Origin of the sequence: Streptomyces lydicamycinicus (assembly GCF_000829715.2) — a bacterium.
In the GTDB taxonomy this organism is placed as follows: domain Bacteria; phylum Actinomycetota; class Actinomycetes; order Streptomycetales; family Streptomycetaceae; genus Streptomyces; species Streptomyces lydicamycinicus.
The window spans coordinates 1-13616 of record NZ_BBNO01000012.1; the positions used below are offsets into that span (position 1 = coordinate 1).

General features: G+C 71.8%; 9 protein-coding genes. 1 reads left to right on the forward strand and 8 read right to left on the reverse strand.

Going from position 1 to position 13616, the window contains the following annotated elements; translation table 11 throughout:
- Positions 1 to 373 precede the first annotated feature (373 nt).
- From aceE to TU31_RS33815, 6 genes are all read right to left on the reverse strand, one after another.
- Positions 374 to 3046 (reverse strand): pyruvate dehydrogenase (acetyl-transferring), homodimeric type, encoded by a 2673-nt coding sequence (aceE, locus tag TU31_RS33790; protein ID WP_042161869.1) that lies wholly within the window; start codon positions 3044 to 3046, stop codon positions 374 to 376.
- 263 nt (positions 3047 to 3309) lie between these two features.
- On the reverse strand, positions 3310 to 3933 hold the full coding sequence (locus TU31_RS33795) for a GntR family transcriptional regulator (protein WP_042161872.1): 624 nt from the start codon (positions 3931 to 3933) through the stop codon (positions 3310 to 3312).
- Positions 3934 to 4120: 187 nt separating this feature from the next.
- A complete protein-coding gene (gene sucB, locus TU31_RS33800) occupies positions 4121 to 5845 on the reverse strand; it encodes a 2-oxoglutarate dehydrogenase, E2 component, dihydrolipoamide succinyltransferase (RefSeq protein WP_042161874.1) in 1725 nt (574 codons plus the stop codon).
- Positions 5846 to 5901: 56 nt separating this feature from the next.
- Entirely contained in the window at positions 5902 to 7290 is a 1389-nt protein-coding gene (lpdA, locus tag TU31_RS33805; RefSeq protein ID WP_042161876.1) for a dihydrolipoyl dehydrogenase, read from the reverse strand.
- Positions 7291 to 7682: 392 nt separating this feature from the next.
- Positions 7683 to 9224 carry a leucyl aminopeptidase gene (locus TU31_RS33810; protein WP_042161877.1) on the reverse strand — a complete coding sequence of 514 codons (1542 nt, stop codon included), beginning with the start codon at positions 9222 to 9224 and terminating at the stop codon, positions 7683 to 7685.
- Between the two features lie 200 nt (positions 9225 to 9424).
- Positions 9425 to 10219, reverse strand: coding sequence for an adenosylcobinamide-GDP ribazoletransferase (locus tag TU31_RS33815; RefSeq protein WP_042161878.1), 795 nt, complete (start codon positions 10217 to 10219; stop codon positions 9425 to 9427).
- Positions 10220 to 10327: 108 nt separating this feature from the next.
- Between TU31_RS33815 and TU31_RS33820 the strand changes: the two genes are divergently transcribed.
- Entirely contained in the window at positions 10328 to 11065 is a 738-nt protein-coding gene (locus TU31_RS33820) for a hypothetical protein (protein ID WP_042161880.1), read from the forward strand.
- On the opposite strand, the gene TU31_RS38875 is transcribed toward TU31_RS33820, so the two are convergent.
- A complete protein-coding gene (locus TU31_RS38875; RefSeq protein WP_245698958.1) occupies positions 11040 to 11738 on the reverse strand; it encodes a hypothetical protein in 699 nt (232 codons plus the stop codon). The genes TU31_RS33820 and TU31_RS38875 overlap by 26 nt on opposite strands.
- Before the next feature lie 50 nt (positions 11739 to 11788).
- Entirely contained in the window at positions 11789 to 13552 is a 1764-nt protein-coding gene (locus tag TU31_RS33830) for a phosphatidylglycerol lysyltransferase domain-containing protein (RefSeq protein ID WP_042161883.1), read from the reverse strand.
- Positions 13553 to 13616 lie beyond the last annotated feature (64 nt).

Here is a 13616-nt window from a genome sequence, read left to right on the forward strand (position 1 = left end):
GTACGGCGGGTCAGCCGCGCACGGACGGTGGTCGGAGGGGATGTCCGGTGCCCCGCCCGGAGGACCGGAGCGAACGCCGGGGCTCCCAACTTCTGGGACCAGGGCCGCCCGCGCCGAGGACGGGGTACCGGGCGTCCCCTCCGACCCGCCACCCACCCGCCGTAGGCGAACCGCGCCCCAGCCCACGGCAAACCCGCACAAGGAAATCCCGGCCCGGCCGTAGTCAGGGCGTGACCGGCCGGGCCGGTGGTGGGATCCCGTGCGGAGGCTCCGGGCGCGGGAAGGTGGCCTCCGCACGGGAGATCGGGGTGCCCCCGAGGGGGCACGGGGCGGCCAGCCGGCCGCCCCTGCAGGCCGCGGCGCGGCCCGTGACTCAGAGGCCGTAGCGCTCCTTGGCCTCCTTGACGGCCTCCGGCTTGACCTCGCCGCGGCGGGCGAGTGCGGCCAGGGCCTGGACGACGACCGACTGGGGGTCGACGCCGAAGTGGCGGCGGGCCGCCTCGCGGGTGTCCGAGAGGCCGAAGCCGTCGGTGCCGATGGAGGTCCAGTCCTGCTCGACCCAGGGGGCGATCTGGTCGGGAACCGCCCGCATCCAGTCGCTCAGCGCGACGACCGGGCCGGGGGCCCCGGCCAGCGCGCGGGTGACGTACGGGATACGGTCCTCGCCGTCCAGACGGGCGGCATCGCACTCCAGGGCGTCCCGGCGCAGTTCCGTCCAGGACGGCGCCGACCAGACGTCCGCCGCCACACCCCAGTCGTCGGCCAGCAGCTGCTGTGCCTCCAGGGCCCAGTGGATGGCGGTGCCGGACGCCAGCAGCTGGAGCTGCGGGCTGTCGGCCTCGGGCCGGGTGCCCTCGTTGAAGCGGTACAGGCCCTTGAGGATGCCCTCTTCGACGCCCTCCGGCATGGCCGGCTGGACCTTGGTCTCGTTGTAGACCGTGAGGTAGTAGAAGACGTCCTCGGCGTCCGGGCCGTACATGCGGCGCAGGCCCTCCTTGACGATGACCGCGACCTCGTAGGCGAAGGCCGGGTCGTAGGAGAGCGCCGCCGGGTTGGTGGAGGCGATCAGGTGCGAGTGGCCGTCGGCGTGCTGGAGGCCCTCGCCGGTCATCGTGGTACGGCCGGCGGTCGCGCCGATGACGAAGCCGCGGCCCAACTGGTCGGCCAGCGCCCAGAACTGGTCGGCGGTGCGCTGCCAGCCGAACATCGAGTAGAAGATGTAGAAGGGGATCATCGGCTCGCCGTGCGTCGCGTACGAGGTCGCGGCGGCGGTGAAGTCGGCGAGCGAACCGGCTTCGGTGATGCCCTCGTTGAGGATCTGGCCGTCCTTGGCTTCCTTGTACCAGAGCAGCTGATCGCGGTCGACCGGGTCGTACGTCGCGCCCTTGGGGGAGTAGAGGCCGGCCGTCGGGAAGAGGGACTCCATGCCGAAGGTACGGGCCTCGTCGGGGACGATCGGGACCCAGCGCTTGCCGGTCTCCTTGTCCCGCATCAGGTCCTTGATCAGCCGGACGAACGCCATGGTGGTGGCGATCTCCTGGCTGCCGGACCCCTTCTTCAGCGCGTCGAAGCTCTTGTCGGCGGGCATCGGCAGCGGCTTGGCGACGACCTTGCGGGCGGGCGCCGGGCCGTCGAGGGCGGCGCGCCGTTCGCGCAGGTAGACCATCTCGGGGGAGTCGTCGGCGGGGCGCCAGTACGGGACCTGGTCGCCCTCCAGCGCGCTGTCCGGGATGGGGAGTTCGAGCACGTCACGCATGGTGCGGAACTCCGCCATGGTGAGCTTCTTCATCTGGTGGTTGGCGTTGCGGGACTCGAAGCCCGTGCCGAGGGTGTAGCCCTTGACGGTCTGCGCCAGGATGACGGTCGGCGCGCCCTTGTGCTCGACGGCGGCCCGGTAGGCGGCGTACACCTTGCGCGGCTCGTGGCCGGCGCGGGAGGTCTGGAACAGCTCCAGCAGCTTGGCGTCGGTCAGCCGGCTGGCGAGGGCCTTCAGGGACTCGTTGGCGCCGAAGAAGTGCTCGCGCAGGTAGGCGGCGTCGCGGGTGGCGTACGTCTGGAACTGCGCGTCGGGGGTCTCGCCGAGGCGGCGGATCAGGGCGCCGTCGGTGTCGAGCGCGAAGACCTCGTCCCAGGCCTGGCCCCACAGCGACTTGACGACGTTCCAGCCGGCCGCGCGGAACTGGGCCTCCAGCTCCTGCACGATCTTGAAGTTGGGGCGGACCGGACCGTCGAGGCGCTGGAGGTTGCAGTTGATGACGAAGGTCAGGTTGTCCAGGCCCTCGCGGCCGGCCAGCGCCAGGGCGGCGGTCGACTCGGGCTCGTCCATCTCGCCGTCGCCCAGGAAGGCCCAGACGTGGGAGTTGGCGGTGTCCTTGATGCCGCGGTGCTCCAGGTAGCGGTTGAAGCGCGCCTGGTAGATCGCGGAGAGCGGGCCGAGGCCCATGGAGACGGTGGGGAACTCCCACAGCCAGGGCAGCCGCCGCGGGTGCGGGTAGGAGGGCAGGCCCTCGCCGCCGGTCTCCTGGCGGAAGCGGTCGAGGTGGTCCTCGGTGAGGCGGCCTTCGAGGAAGGCGCGGGCGTAGACGCCGGGGGAGGCGTGGCCCTGGATGTAGAGCTGGTCGCCGCTGCCGTCGCCTTCCTTGCCGCGGAAGAAGTGCTGGAAGCCGGTCTCGTAGAGCCAGGCGGCGGAGGCGAAGGTGGCGATGTGCCCGCCGAGGCCCAGCGCGGAGCCGCGGGTGACCATCGCGGCGGCGTTCCAGCGGTTCCAGGCGGTGATCCGGGCCTCCATCGCCTCGTCGCCCGGGAAGTCGGGCTCGGCGGAGGTCGGGATGGTGTTGACGTAGTCCGTCTCCAGGAGGGACGGCAGGGCGGTGCCCTCGGTGCGCGCGGTGTGCTCAAGGGCACGGCGCATGAGGTACGCGGCGCGATGCGGGCCCGCTGCCTTGGTGACGGCGTCGAGCGACTCGCGCCACTCGGTCGTCTCCTCGGGGTCGCGATCCGGGAGCTGGTCGAGCTGGCTGTACGGCAGGCGCACGGGATCGGGCATGGGTGGCCCCTTTCCGGACGGGAGGTAGCTCGGGGGTGCCGTCGTGACCGGGCCGCGTCCTCAGGGTGGACGGCGGCCTTGACGACACCCCCTACGAGTTCGGCAGGCAGGGTTGTCGCGCCCCGAGGGAGGACGATACGCCTCTGATCGATGATCGATCAACGCTCAACGAAGGAAAAACCGCAGGTCGGCACGGGGTGCCGCGATTTCGGGCACCGCGTGCCACTCCCGAACGGGGGTTTCCGCGCCCTCGCGGCGCCGCCTCAGACCCGGGGTGCGCAGCTCAGCACATGCGCCTTGAGCAGGGCACCGATCTTCGGATCGCGCCGCCGGAACGCGTCCACGATCTCCTGGTGGTCCTGGGCGTGCGAGCGCGGCTCCGGGCTGAACCAGCGGATCGACAGCGTCGTCCAGACCTCGATGCCCAGCGACTCCCAGGTGTGCAGCAGTACGGCGTTCCCGGCCGCCCGGACGATCTCCCGGTGGAAGGCCACCGTGTGCCGTACCTGCGCCTCCCCGTCACCGGCCAGATCCGCCTCGCGCAGCGCCGCCACCTCGCGCTCCAGCGCCGCGGTGTTCTCGGACAGCCGCCCCGCGGCCAGCTCGGCGGCCACCTGCTCCAGCCCGGCCCGCACCGGGTAGCTCTCCTTGAGGTCGTCGGCGGTCAGATTCCGCACCCGCACGCCCTTGTTCGGCGCCGACTCGATCAGCTGGAGCGACTCCAGCTCGCGCAGCGCCTCCCGTACGGGCGTCTGGCTGACCTCCAGCTCCACCGCGATCCGCCGCTCCACGATCCGCTCGCCCGGCTGCCAGCGGCCGCTGACGATCCCCTCAAGGATGTGCTCGCGGATCTGCTCGCGCAGCGAATGGACGACGGGCGGGGTCATGAGGTGCTCCTTCAGAGCGGGCGGTGACAGAGGGCCATTATCCGGGAGGCGCGCGCGGGGCCGGTCAAAAACCGCGAGGTGGACGCGCACCCCGGGCACGGGGCCCGGGGTGCGCAAAAGGGCCGGCCCCGGCTCGTACGAACCGGGGCCGGCCCCTAGGACACGCCTGCTGCGCGACTGCCGGGACTCAGAGACCGATCTCGGTCTCGAACTCGGCGGCCTCCAGGATCTGCTTGACCGTGGTCAGGTAGCGGGCGGCGTCGGCGCCGTCCACCAGACGGTGGTCGTAGGAGAGCGCCAGGTAGGTCATGTCGCGCACCGCGATGGTCTCGCCGAGGTCCGGGTGGTTGATGACCACCGGGCGCTTGACGGTCGCACCGATGCCCAGGATGCCGACCTGGTTCGGGGGCACGATGACGGTGTCGAACAGGGCGCCGCGCGAACCGGTGTTGCTGATGGTGAAGGTCGCACCGGACAGCTCGTCCGGCGTGATCTTGTTCGCGCGGACCTTGCCCGCCAGGTCCGCCGTCTTGCGGGCGATACCGGCGATGTTGAGGTCACCGGCGTCCTTGATGACCGGGGTCATCAGGCCCTTCTCCGCGTCCACCGCGATACCGACGTTCTCGGTGTCGAAGTAGGAGATGGTGCCCTCGTCCTCGTTGATCCGGGCGTTGATGACCGGGTGGGCCTTCAGCGCCTGGACCGCGGCCTTGACGAAGAACGGCATCGGGGAGAGCTTGACGCCCTCACGCTGCGCGAACGCGTCCTTGGCCTGGTTGCGCATCCGCATGATCTTGGTGATGTCCACCTCGACCACGGAGGTCAGCTGCGCCTGGCTGTGCAGGGCCTTCATCATGTTGTCGCCGATGACCTTGCGCATCCGCGGCATCTTGACGGTCTGACCGCGCAGCGGCGACGCCTCGATGGCCGGAGCCTTCGACACGGCCGGGGCGGCGGCCGGCGCGGCGGCCTTGGCGGCCTCGGCGGCGGCGATGACGTCCTGCTTGCGGATACGGCCACCGACGCCGGTGCCCTTGACCGTGCCGAGGTCCACACCGTTCTCGGCGGCGAGCTTGCGCACCAGCGGGGTGACGTACGCGCCCTCACCGGCGGCCGGAGCCGGGGCGGCGGGAGCGGCGGCCGGAGCCGGCGCGGGGGCCGGAGCCGGGGCCGGAGCGGCCGGGGCGGCGGGAGCCGGAGCGGCAGCGGCCGGAGCCGGTGCCGGAGCCGGGGTGGGCTCCGGCGCGGGAGCGGCGGCGGGGGCCGGGGCGGCCGGAGCCGGCGCGGCGGCCGGGGCCGCACCCGCGGCACCGATGACGGCGAGCTTGGCGCCGACCTCGGCGGTCTCGTCCTCACCGACGACGATCTCCAGCAGGGTGCCGGAAGCCGGGGCGGGGATCTCGGTGTCGACCTTGTCGGTGGAGACCTCCAGCAGCGGCTCGTCGGCCTGGACCTCCTCGCCGACCTCCTTCAGCCAGCGGGTGACGGTGCCCTCGGTCACGCTCTCACCCAGCGCGGGGAGGACGACGTCGGTGCCCTCGGCGCCGCCCGCGGGGGCAGCGGCGGGGGCCGGGGCCTCGGCCGCGGGGGCCGGGGCCGGGGCCGGCTCGGGCTGCGCCTCGGCCGCGGGGGCCTCGGCGGCGGCGGGCGCCGGAGCGGCAGCCGGCGCACCGGTGCCGTCGTCGATGACGGCCAGCTCGGCGCCGACCTCCACGGTCTCGTCCTCGGCCACCTTGATGGCGGTCAGGACGCCGGCCGCCGGGGCCGGGATCTCGGTGTCGACCTTGTCGGTCGACACCTCGAGCAGCGGCTCGTCGGCCTCGACGCGCTCACCCTCGGCCTTGAGCCAGCGAGTGACGGTGCCCTCGGTGACGCTCTCGCCGAGCGCCGGCAGGGTTACGGAAACCGCCATGGTTTCAGTTGCTCCTTACAAGTGTGGTGCGGATGTGGTCGCGCCCGGGACTGGGGTCAGTCGTGGGAGTGGAGAGGCTTGCCGGCCAGGGCCAGGTGGGCCTCGCCGAGCGCCTCGTTCTGCGTCGGGTGCGCGTGCACGAGCTGCGCAACCTCGGCCGGCAGGGCCTCCCAGTTGTAGACCAGCTGGGCCTCACCGACCTGCTCGCCCATACGGTCACCGACCATGTGGACGCCGACCACGGCACCGTCCTTGACCTGGACGAGCTTGATCTCGCCCGTGGTCTTGAGGATCTTGCTCTTGCCGTTGCCCGCGAGGTTGTACTTGAGAGCGACGACCTTGTCGGCGCCGTACAGCTCCTTGGCCTTGGCCTCGGTGATACCCACCGAAGCGACCTCGGGGTGGCAGTACGTCACGCGCGGCACGCCGTCGTAGTCGATCGGCACGGTCTTCTGACCGGCCAGCCGCTCCGCCACCAGCATGCCCTCGGCGAAGCCGACGTGCGCGAGCTGGAGGGTGGGAACGAGGTCACCGACGGCCGAGATGGTCGGCACGTTGGTCTGCATGTACTCGTCGACCAGGACATAGCCGCGGTCCATCGCGACGCCCTGCTCCTCGTAACCGAGGCCCGCCGAGACCGGCCCGCGGCCGATCGCGACCAGCAGCACCTCGGCCTCGAAGGTCTTGCCGTCGGCCAGGGTGACCTTGACGCCGTCGGCGGTGTACTCGGCCTTGTCGAAGAAGGTGCCGAGGTTGAACTTGATGCCGCGCTTGCGGAAGGCCCGCTCCAGCAGCTTGGAGCTGTTCTCGTCCTCGACCGGGACGAGGTGCTTGAGGCCCTCGATGATGGTCACGTCGGTGCCGAAGGACTTCCACGCGGAGGCGAACTCGACGCCGATGACGCCGCCGCCCAGCACGATCGCGGACTTCGGCACGCGGTCCAGCGTGAGCGCGTGGTCCGAGGAGATGATGCGGTTGCCGTCGATGTCCAGGCCCGGCAGCGACTTCGGCACCGAGCCGGTCGCCAGCAGGACGTGGCGGCCCTGGACACGCTGGCCGTTCACATCGACGGAGGTCGGGGAGGACAGCCGGCCCTCGCCCTCGATGTAGGTCACCTTGCGGGAGGCGACCAGCCCCTGGAGGCCCTTGTACAGGCCCGAGATGACCTCGTCCTTGTACTTGTGGACGCCCGCGATGTCGATGCCCTCGTACGAGGTCTTGACACCGAACTGGGCGGCCTCACGAGCCTGATCCGCGATCTCACCGGCGTGCAGCAGAGCCTTGGTGGGGATGCAGCCGTTGTGCAGGCAGGTGCCGCCGAGCTTGTTCTTCTCGATCAGGGCGACGTCCAGGCCCAGCTGCGCCCCGCGCAGGGCAGCGGCGTAACCACCGCTACCGCCTCCGAGGATCACTAGGTCGAAAACGGTGCTGGCGTCGTTCGCCACGTCACGTCCTCCATGCATGGGTACGCCGGAGCCGGTCTCCAATGACCGGACGGCGGCTGTGGTTCGGCCGCTTTTACTTCGGCCCTGGGTAAGGGGGGCCCTGTCCTGCCGAGAACCCATCTTCGCACTTGTTCCACGAAGCCGGGACGGCGGGCCGGGCTGTGGGACGGCGATCGGCCGCCCCGTACGGGTTACTGAGGCGTACGGAATATGCGGCGCCGCGCGGCATCACCGGGGAGGGGCGGTGGCCGGAAACGCGTGGACGTACGGATTTCGTCGAGGGCGAACGCGGGACGGCCGCGCGGCGCACCCGTGCCGACGGCCCCGGGCGGGCTGCCCGGGGCCGTGGCGGATATCACGGGCAACGGCGGGGAAGGCCCCGGCGCGGCCCGTCAGCCCAGGTCGCCCGCGGCGGTGCGCTCGGCGAGCCGGACCAGCGTGCGCACCGCGGAGCCCGTGCCGCCCTTGGGGGTGTAGCCCCAGGGCGCGCCCTCGTGGAAGGCCGGGCCCGCGATGTCCAGGTGGGCCCAGGTGATGCCCTCGCCGACGAACTCCTTCAGGAACAGTCCGGCGACCAGGCCGCCGCCCATCCGCTCACCCATGTTGGCGAGGTCCGCGACCGGGGAGTCCATGCCCTTGCGCAGCTCGGACGGCATCGGCATCGGCCAGGACTGCTCGCCGGCCTCCTCCGCGATCTCGTGGACCGAGGTACGGAAAGCGTCGTCGTTGGACATGATCCCGAAGGTGCGGTGGCCCAGCGCCAGCACCATCGCGCCGGTCAGGGTGGCGACGTCCACGATCGCGTCCGGCGACTCCTCCGAGGCGCGGGTCAGCGCGTCGGCCAGCACCAGCCGGCCCTCGGCGTCGGTGTTGAGCACCTCGACGGTCTTGCCGCTGTACATGGTCAGGACGTCACCGGGACGGGTGGCGGAGCCGGACGGCATGTTCTCGGCGAGCGCGAGCCAGCCGGTGAGGTTCACCGCCAGGCCCAGCCGGGCGGCGGCCACGACCGTGGCGAACACCGCGGCCGCACCGCTCATGTCGCACTTCATGGTCTCGTTGTGGCCGGCCGGCTTGAGCGAGATGCCGCCCGAGTCGTAGGTGATGCCCTTGCCGACCAGTGCCAGGGTCTTGTCGGCCTTGGGGTGGGTGTACGCGATCCGCACCAGCCGCGGCGGGGCCTGCGAGCCCTGGCCGACGCCCATCAGGCCGCCGTAGCCGCCCTTCTTGAGCGCCTTCTCGTCGAGCACCTCGACCTTGAGGCCGAACTCCTTGGCCGCCGCCTGCGCCTCGGCCGCGAAGGTCTTCGGGTCGAGGTCGTTGGGCGGCATGTTGATCAGGTCACGGGCGCGGTTGACCTCCGCGGCCAGCGCCTCGGAGCGCGCGACGGCGGCCTTGAAGTCCTTGTCGCGCGGCTTGGTGCCGAGGAGCGCGACCTCCCCGAGCGGCGCCGACTTGGCGTCGTTCTTCTTGCCGCCCTTGCCGTTCGCGGCGCCGTTGTCGCGCTTCGCGGCGTAGGAGTACGCGCCGAGCAGCGCGCCCTCGCCCACCGCGGCGGCCGCCTCGGCGTCCTCGACGGGCAGCGCGAAGCCGGCCTTCTTGCTGCCGGTCAGCGCGCGGGCGGCGCTGCCCGCGGCGCGCCGCAGCGCCTCGTGGCCGAAGCCGTCGCCCTTGGCCGGCGCGTCACCGAGGCCGACCGCCAGCACGACCGGCGCCTTGAGGCCGTCCGCGGCGGGCAGCTTGGTCACCTCGCCCTCGGCACCACTCGCACCGAGGGTCTCCAGCACGGCGGCGAGCTTGCCGCCGAAGGCCTGGTCCACGGCTTCCGCGCCGGGGGCGACAACGACGCCCTTGGCGCCCTTGGCCACGCCGACGACGACGGCATCCGCGCGCAGCGTCGCGGCGGAAGAAGTACTGAGGGTCAGTGCAGTCACGGTGATGAGGGTCCTGTTCCGTCCGGGGAATCCGTCTGCGCGCAGCGCGCTGCTCCGGCTGAGCCTACGCTCGGCGGCGCCACAAGGCCCGTCCGATAGCACACCGGCACATAACGGTGCCCCGGCGGTTGCCGGCATACCGGGTGAACTGCCCTTCTGTACACGCCAGTTGAGTAGGCGGAAGGGGTCGCCGGGGCAGGCTAACCGAGCGTCAGCACGACCAGTGCCGCGAGCCCCGCGCTCTCCGCGAGCGCCCCGAACACATCACCGGTCACCCCGCCGAACCGCCGCCGGCAGTGCCGCAGCAGCAACTCGCCCAGCCCCAGGCCGCACAGCGCCGCGAGCCCGGCGTGCAGCGCGCCGTACGGGCCGAAGCCGGCACCGGCGGCCGCGCATCCGGCGGCCACCAGCACCGCACACAGCAGCGCCGCCCGCACCGGGACGGTGCCCGCGACCGCCGCGCCGAGTCCCTCCGGACGGGCGGCCGGCACCCCCGCGCGGGAGGCGAGGGTCAGCGCGCAGCGTGCGGTGACCGCCGCGACGGCCGCCGCGACGGCGCCGTGCGCCCAGCCCGCCGCGTACCGCTCGGACAGCGCGGCCACCTGCGCCAGCAGCGTGAACAGTAGCGTGATCACCCCGAACGGGCCGATGTCGGACTGCTTCATGATGCGCAGCGCGTCCTCGGCGGGCTTGCCGCTGCCCAGGCCGTCGGCGGTGTCGGCGAGCCCGTCCAGATGCAGCCCGCGGGTGAGCACGGCGGGCACCGCGGCGCTGCCGACCGCGGCGAGCAGCGGCCCACCGCCGAGCACCAGCAGCGCCCCGCCGGCCGCGGCCGCGCACAGCCCGACCACCAGCCCGGCCAGCGGTGCGCAGAGCATCCCGCCGCGCGCCGCCGCACGGTCCCAGCGGGTGACGCGGACCGGCAGCACGGTCAGCGTGCCGAACGCGAAGCGCAGGGCGTCGGACGGGGCCACGGGAGCGGGGGTCTCGGTCACCGCGGCAGGCTATCCGGGCGTCCGCCGCGTTTGACTGCCGGTTCCGGCCGCCCGGACAGGGCCTAATGGTGGCTATGTGTCCTTACGCGACAAAGGGGAGCGTGTGGGATGGGCCAATGGTGGTACCGCAACATCGTCGAGCCGGGGAAGCTGCCGCTGCTGCTCGCCCTCGCCTCGTTCGTGCTGACCTTCCTGGTGACCCGGACCGTCACCCGGCTCATCCGCGCGGGCAAGGGACCGTTCCGCAACATCACCCCGGGCGGGGTCCATATCCACCATGTCGTTCCCGGGGTGGTGCTGATGGTCCTCGGCGGGTTCATCGCGCTGGCCGGCGGGCGGCGCGGCTTCGGCACCGGGGTCGCGGCGGTGGTCTTCGGGATCGGGGTGGGCCTCGTCCTGGACGAGTTCGCGCTCGTCCTGCACCTCGACGACGTGTACTGGACGGAGGAGGGCACCAAGAGCGTCGAGATCGTCATCCTCACCGTCGCCCTGGTCGCCCTGATCCTCGGCGGTTTCCTGCCGTTCGGCGTCAATGAACTCAGCCCCGATGAGGAGACCGACCGTTTGACGGTGGTGCGGACGGTGGCCGTCAACTTCCTCTTCGCGGTGATCGCCCTCATCAAGGGCAAGGGCCGGATCGCGGTCGTCGGGGTGTTCGTGCCGTTCGTCGCGCTCTTCGGCGCGATCCGGCTGGCCCGGCCCCACTCGCCCTGGGCCCGGCGCTTCTACCGCAACCGGCCGAAGGCGCGGGCCCGTGCCCGGGTCCGCGCCGACCGTCACGACCGCCGCTGGTCGGCGCTGCGCCGCAGGGTCGAGAACTTCATCGGGGGTGCGCCGAGCCGCTGACCCGCTGCGCGTCGCCCGGCTTCCGCGGCGACCACAGCTCCCGGAGCCCGCAGAGCACCAGCACCGCCAGCACCGCCGCGACATGCTCCTTGCCCGCCAGGTTGTTCTTGATCGACACCACCTCGACGACCATCGCCACCGACACCGCGGCACAGGTGAACCAGGCGCGATAGCGCCAGCACACGAACACCGCCAGCCCCACCACGGCCGCCGACGGCCCGGTGTCGGTGACGTACTTGTCCGAGTCGGGCAGCCCGAGCGGGCTCACCGGGCCGATCCAGATGCCGATCCGGGCGTACATCGTCCCGGCGAGCGTGGCGAGGTAGGCGACGGCCAGCAGTTGGCGCCGGCCCACACAGATCTCGGCGATCCCGAAGACCACCAGGATCTGCGCCAGAGCGCCCCACACCGGCAGGTCCAGCGCGGGGACGAACAGTGACAGCGGGGTACGCAGCAGCGCCAGCCACAGATGCTCATCGGCCTGTACGGAGCCGAGGTTCTGGATCGTCCGGTAGCCCCAGGCCTGGTTCTGCACGAACTGGAAGACCAGGGTCAGGCCCACCGCGGTGAGCGTCACCGGGATCGCCCGCAGCCGCGAGGCGGCCAGCGCGGCCCGTACCGTCCGCAGCAGCGGGCCCCACTCGGCGCGCGCGGCGCGACGCAGCACGGGCATCCCTCCCCGGCCCGGCGCGGGTCCTTGCCGCCGCCCCGCCCCAGCGGAGGTCATCTCACATTCTCCAGGTGCTTGCGGTTCAGCCACTTGGGCAGACCGGGTGCTTCCAGAAAGCCTTCCGCGCGGCCGGCGGCGATTCCGATGCGCAGCAAATCGGTGCTCTTTTCGAAAAGCATGTACCGCGGCTCCCAGATCGGCCGGTATTTCGCATTGGCGCGATAGAGCGACTCGATCTGCCACCACCTGGAGAAGAAGCTGAGCAGCGAGCGCCACAGGCGCAGCACCGGGCCCGCGCCGAGTCGCGATCCACGTTCGAAGACGGAACGGAACATCGCGAAGTTGAGCGAGAGTTGCGTGACGTCCACCTCTTTCGCCCTTTGGATCAGCTCCAGCACCATGAACTCCATCAGGCCGTTCTCGGAGTTCCGGTCCCGCCGCATCAGATCCAGCGAAAGGCCCTTCTCACCCCACGGCACAAAGCTGAGCAGCGCCCGCAGTTCCCCGGCCTCCTCCCCGGCGCCGCCGCTCCGGCATTCGAGCATCACGCAGCGCCCGTCCCCGGGGTCGCCGAGCCGGCCCAGCGCCATCGAGAAGCCGCGCTCCGTCTCCCCGTCGCGCCAGTCGTCGGCCAGCCGCAGCAGCCGGTCCATCTCCGCCGCCGGAATGTCCTCGTGGCGGCGGATCCGGACGGTGTAGCCGGCCCGCTCGATGCGGTGGTACGCCTGCCGGACCGTGCGCATCGCACGGCCGCCGAGGGTGAACTCCGCGGTGTCCACGATCGCTTCGTCGCCCAGCTCCAGCGCGTCCAGTCCGTGCCGGGCGTAGATCGTGCCGCCCTCCTCGCTCGCCCCCATCACCGCCGGCGCCCAGCCGTGCTCCCGTGCCTCGGCCAGCCACACCTCGATCGCCCCCGGCCAGGCCTCGGGGTCGCCCAGCGGATCGCCGGAGGCCAGCGACACCCCGCCCACCACCCGGTAGGTGACCGCGGCCTTGCCGCTGGGGGAGAACAGCACGCTCTTGTCACGCCGCAGCGCGAAGTAGCCCAGCGAATCGCGGTCGCCGTGCCGCGCCAGGAGGGCCCTCAGCCGCTCCTCGTCGTCCGCGGTGAGCGCCTCGGTGCTCCGTACGGACCGGAACGCCGCCCACAGGACCGCGACCAGCAGCAGCGTGCTCAGCACATTGATCGCGACATTGACCCAGTTCGGGGTGGCGATCTCCGGGAACGCACGGTCGTCGGCGGCCAGCGACACCAGCCGCATCAGGCCGTAGCGCCAGCGCTGCACGAAGGTCGAGGGGCCGGCCGCGGTGTTGGTGACGGTCACCAGCAGCGCCGCGAGCAGCGAGGCGGCCAGCAGACCGCCGGCCGCGACCGCCGCCGCCAGTTTCGGGTTCGCGCGGTCGCCCTTCGCGGAGAACTCCCGGCGCCCGGCCACCAATGCGACGGCGAACAGCGCGGTCAATACCAGCGACACCCAGTTCTGCACATGGCCACGGAACTCCGGGGCCACCACCATCCCGAAGGTGAACAGCAGCGTCAGCAGCCCGGACAGCACCAGATTCAAAATCCACGCCGCCCGCTTGCGCCGTCGCAGGGTGACCGACAGGAACAGCGAGAAGGCGGCGGAGGCGAAGCCCGCCGTCAGCAGATACGGAGTGAAGAATTCCGCGCTGTTGTGCCGGCGGATGTCATTGCCGAACGACACCCACACCGCACTCAGGAAATTGAGGAAGGTGACCGTGCGCAGATACCAGATGCCGAACGCGGCACCACGCTGCGACCATGAGCCGCGCGGGCGGCCTTCGTCCGGACTCAAGCGATGTCTCCCATAAAACGTGTAAAGCGCGATCTTATGGGGCGCCGCCGGTGGTCCGGTACGG

Coding starts and splice junctions, on each gene's coding strand:
- TU31_RS38875 (WP_245698958.1), bottom strand. CDS start 11,738: ATGCCCGTGCTGCGTCGCGCCGCGCGCGCCGAGTGGGGCCCGCTGCTG.
- TU31_RS33795 (WP_042161872.1), bottom strand. CDS start 3,933: ATGACCCCGCCCGTCGTCCATTCGCTGCGCGAGCAGATCCGCGAGCAC.
- aceE (WP_042161869.1), bottom strand. CDS start 3,046: ATGCCCGATCCCGTGCGCCTGCCGTACAGCCAGCTCGACCAGCTCCCG.
- TU31_RS33820 (WP_042161880.1), top strand. CDS start 10,328: ATGGGCCAATGGTGGTACCGCAACATCGTCGAGCCGGGGAAGCTGCCG.
- sucB (WP_042161874.1), bottom strand. CDS start 5,845: ATGGCGGTTTCCGTAACCCTGCCGGCGCTCGGCGAGAGCGTCACCGAG.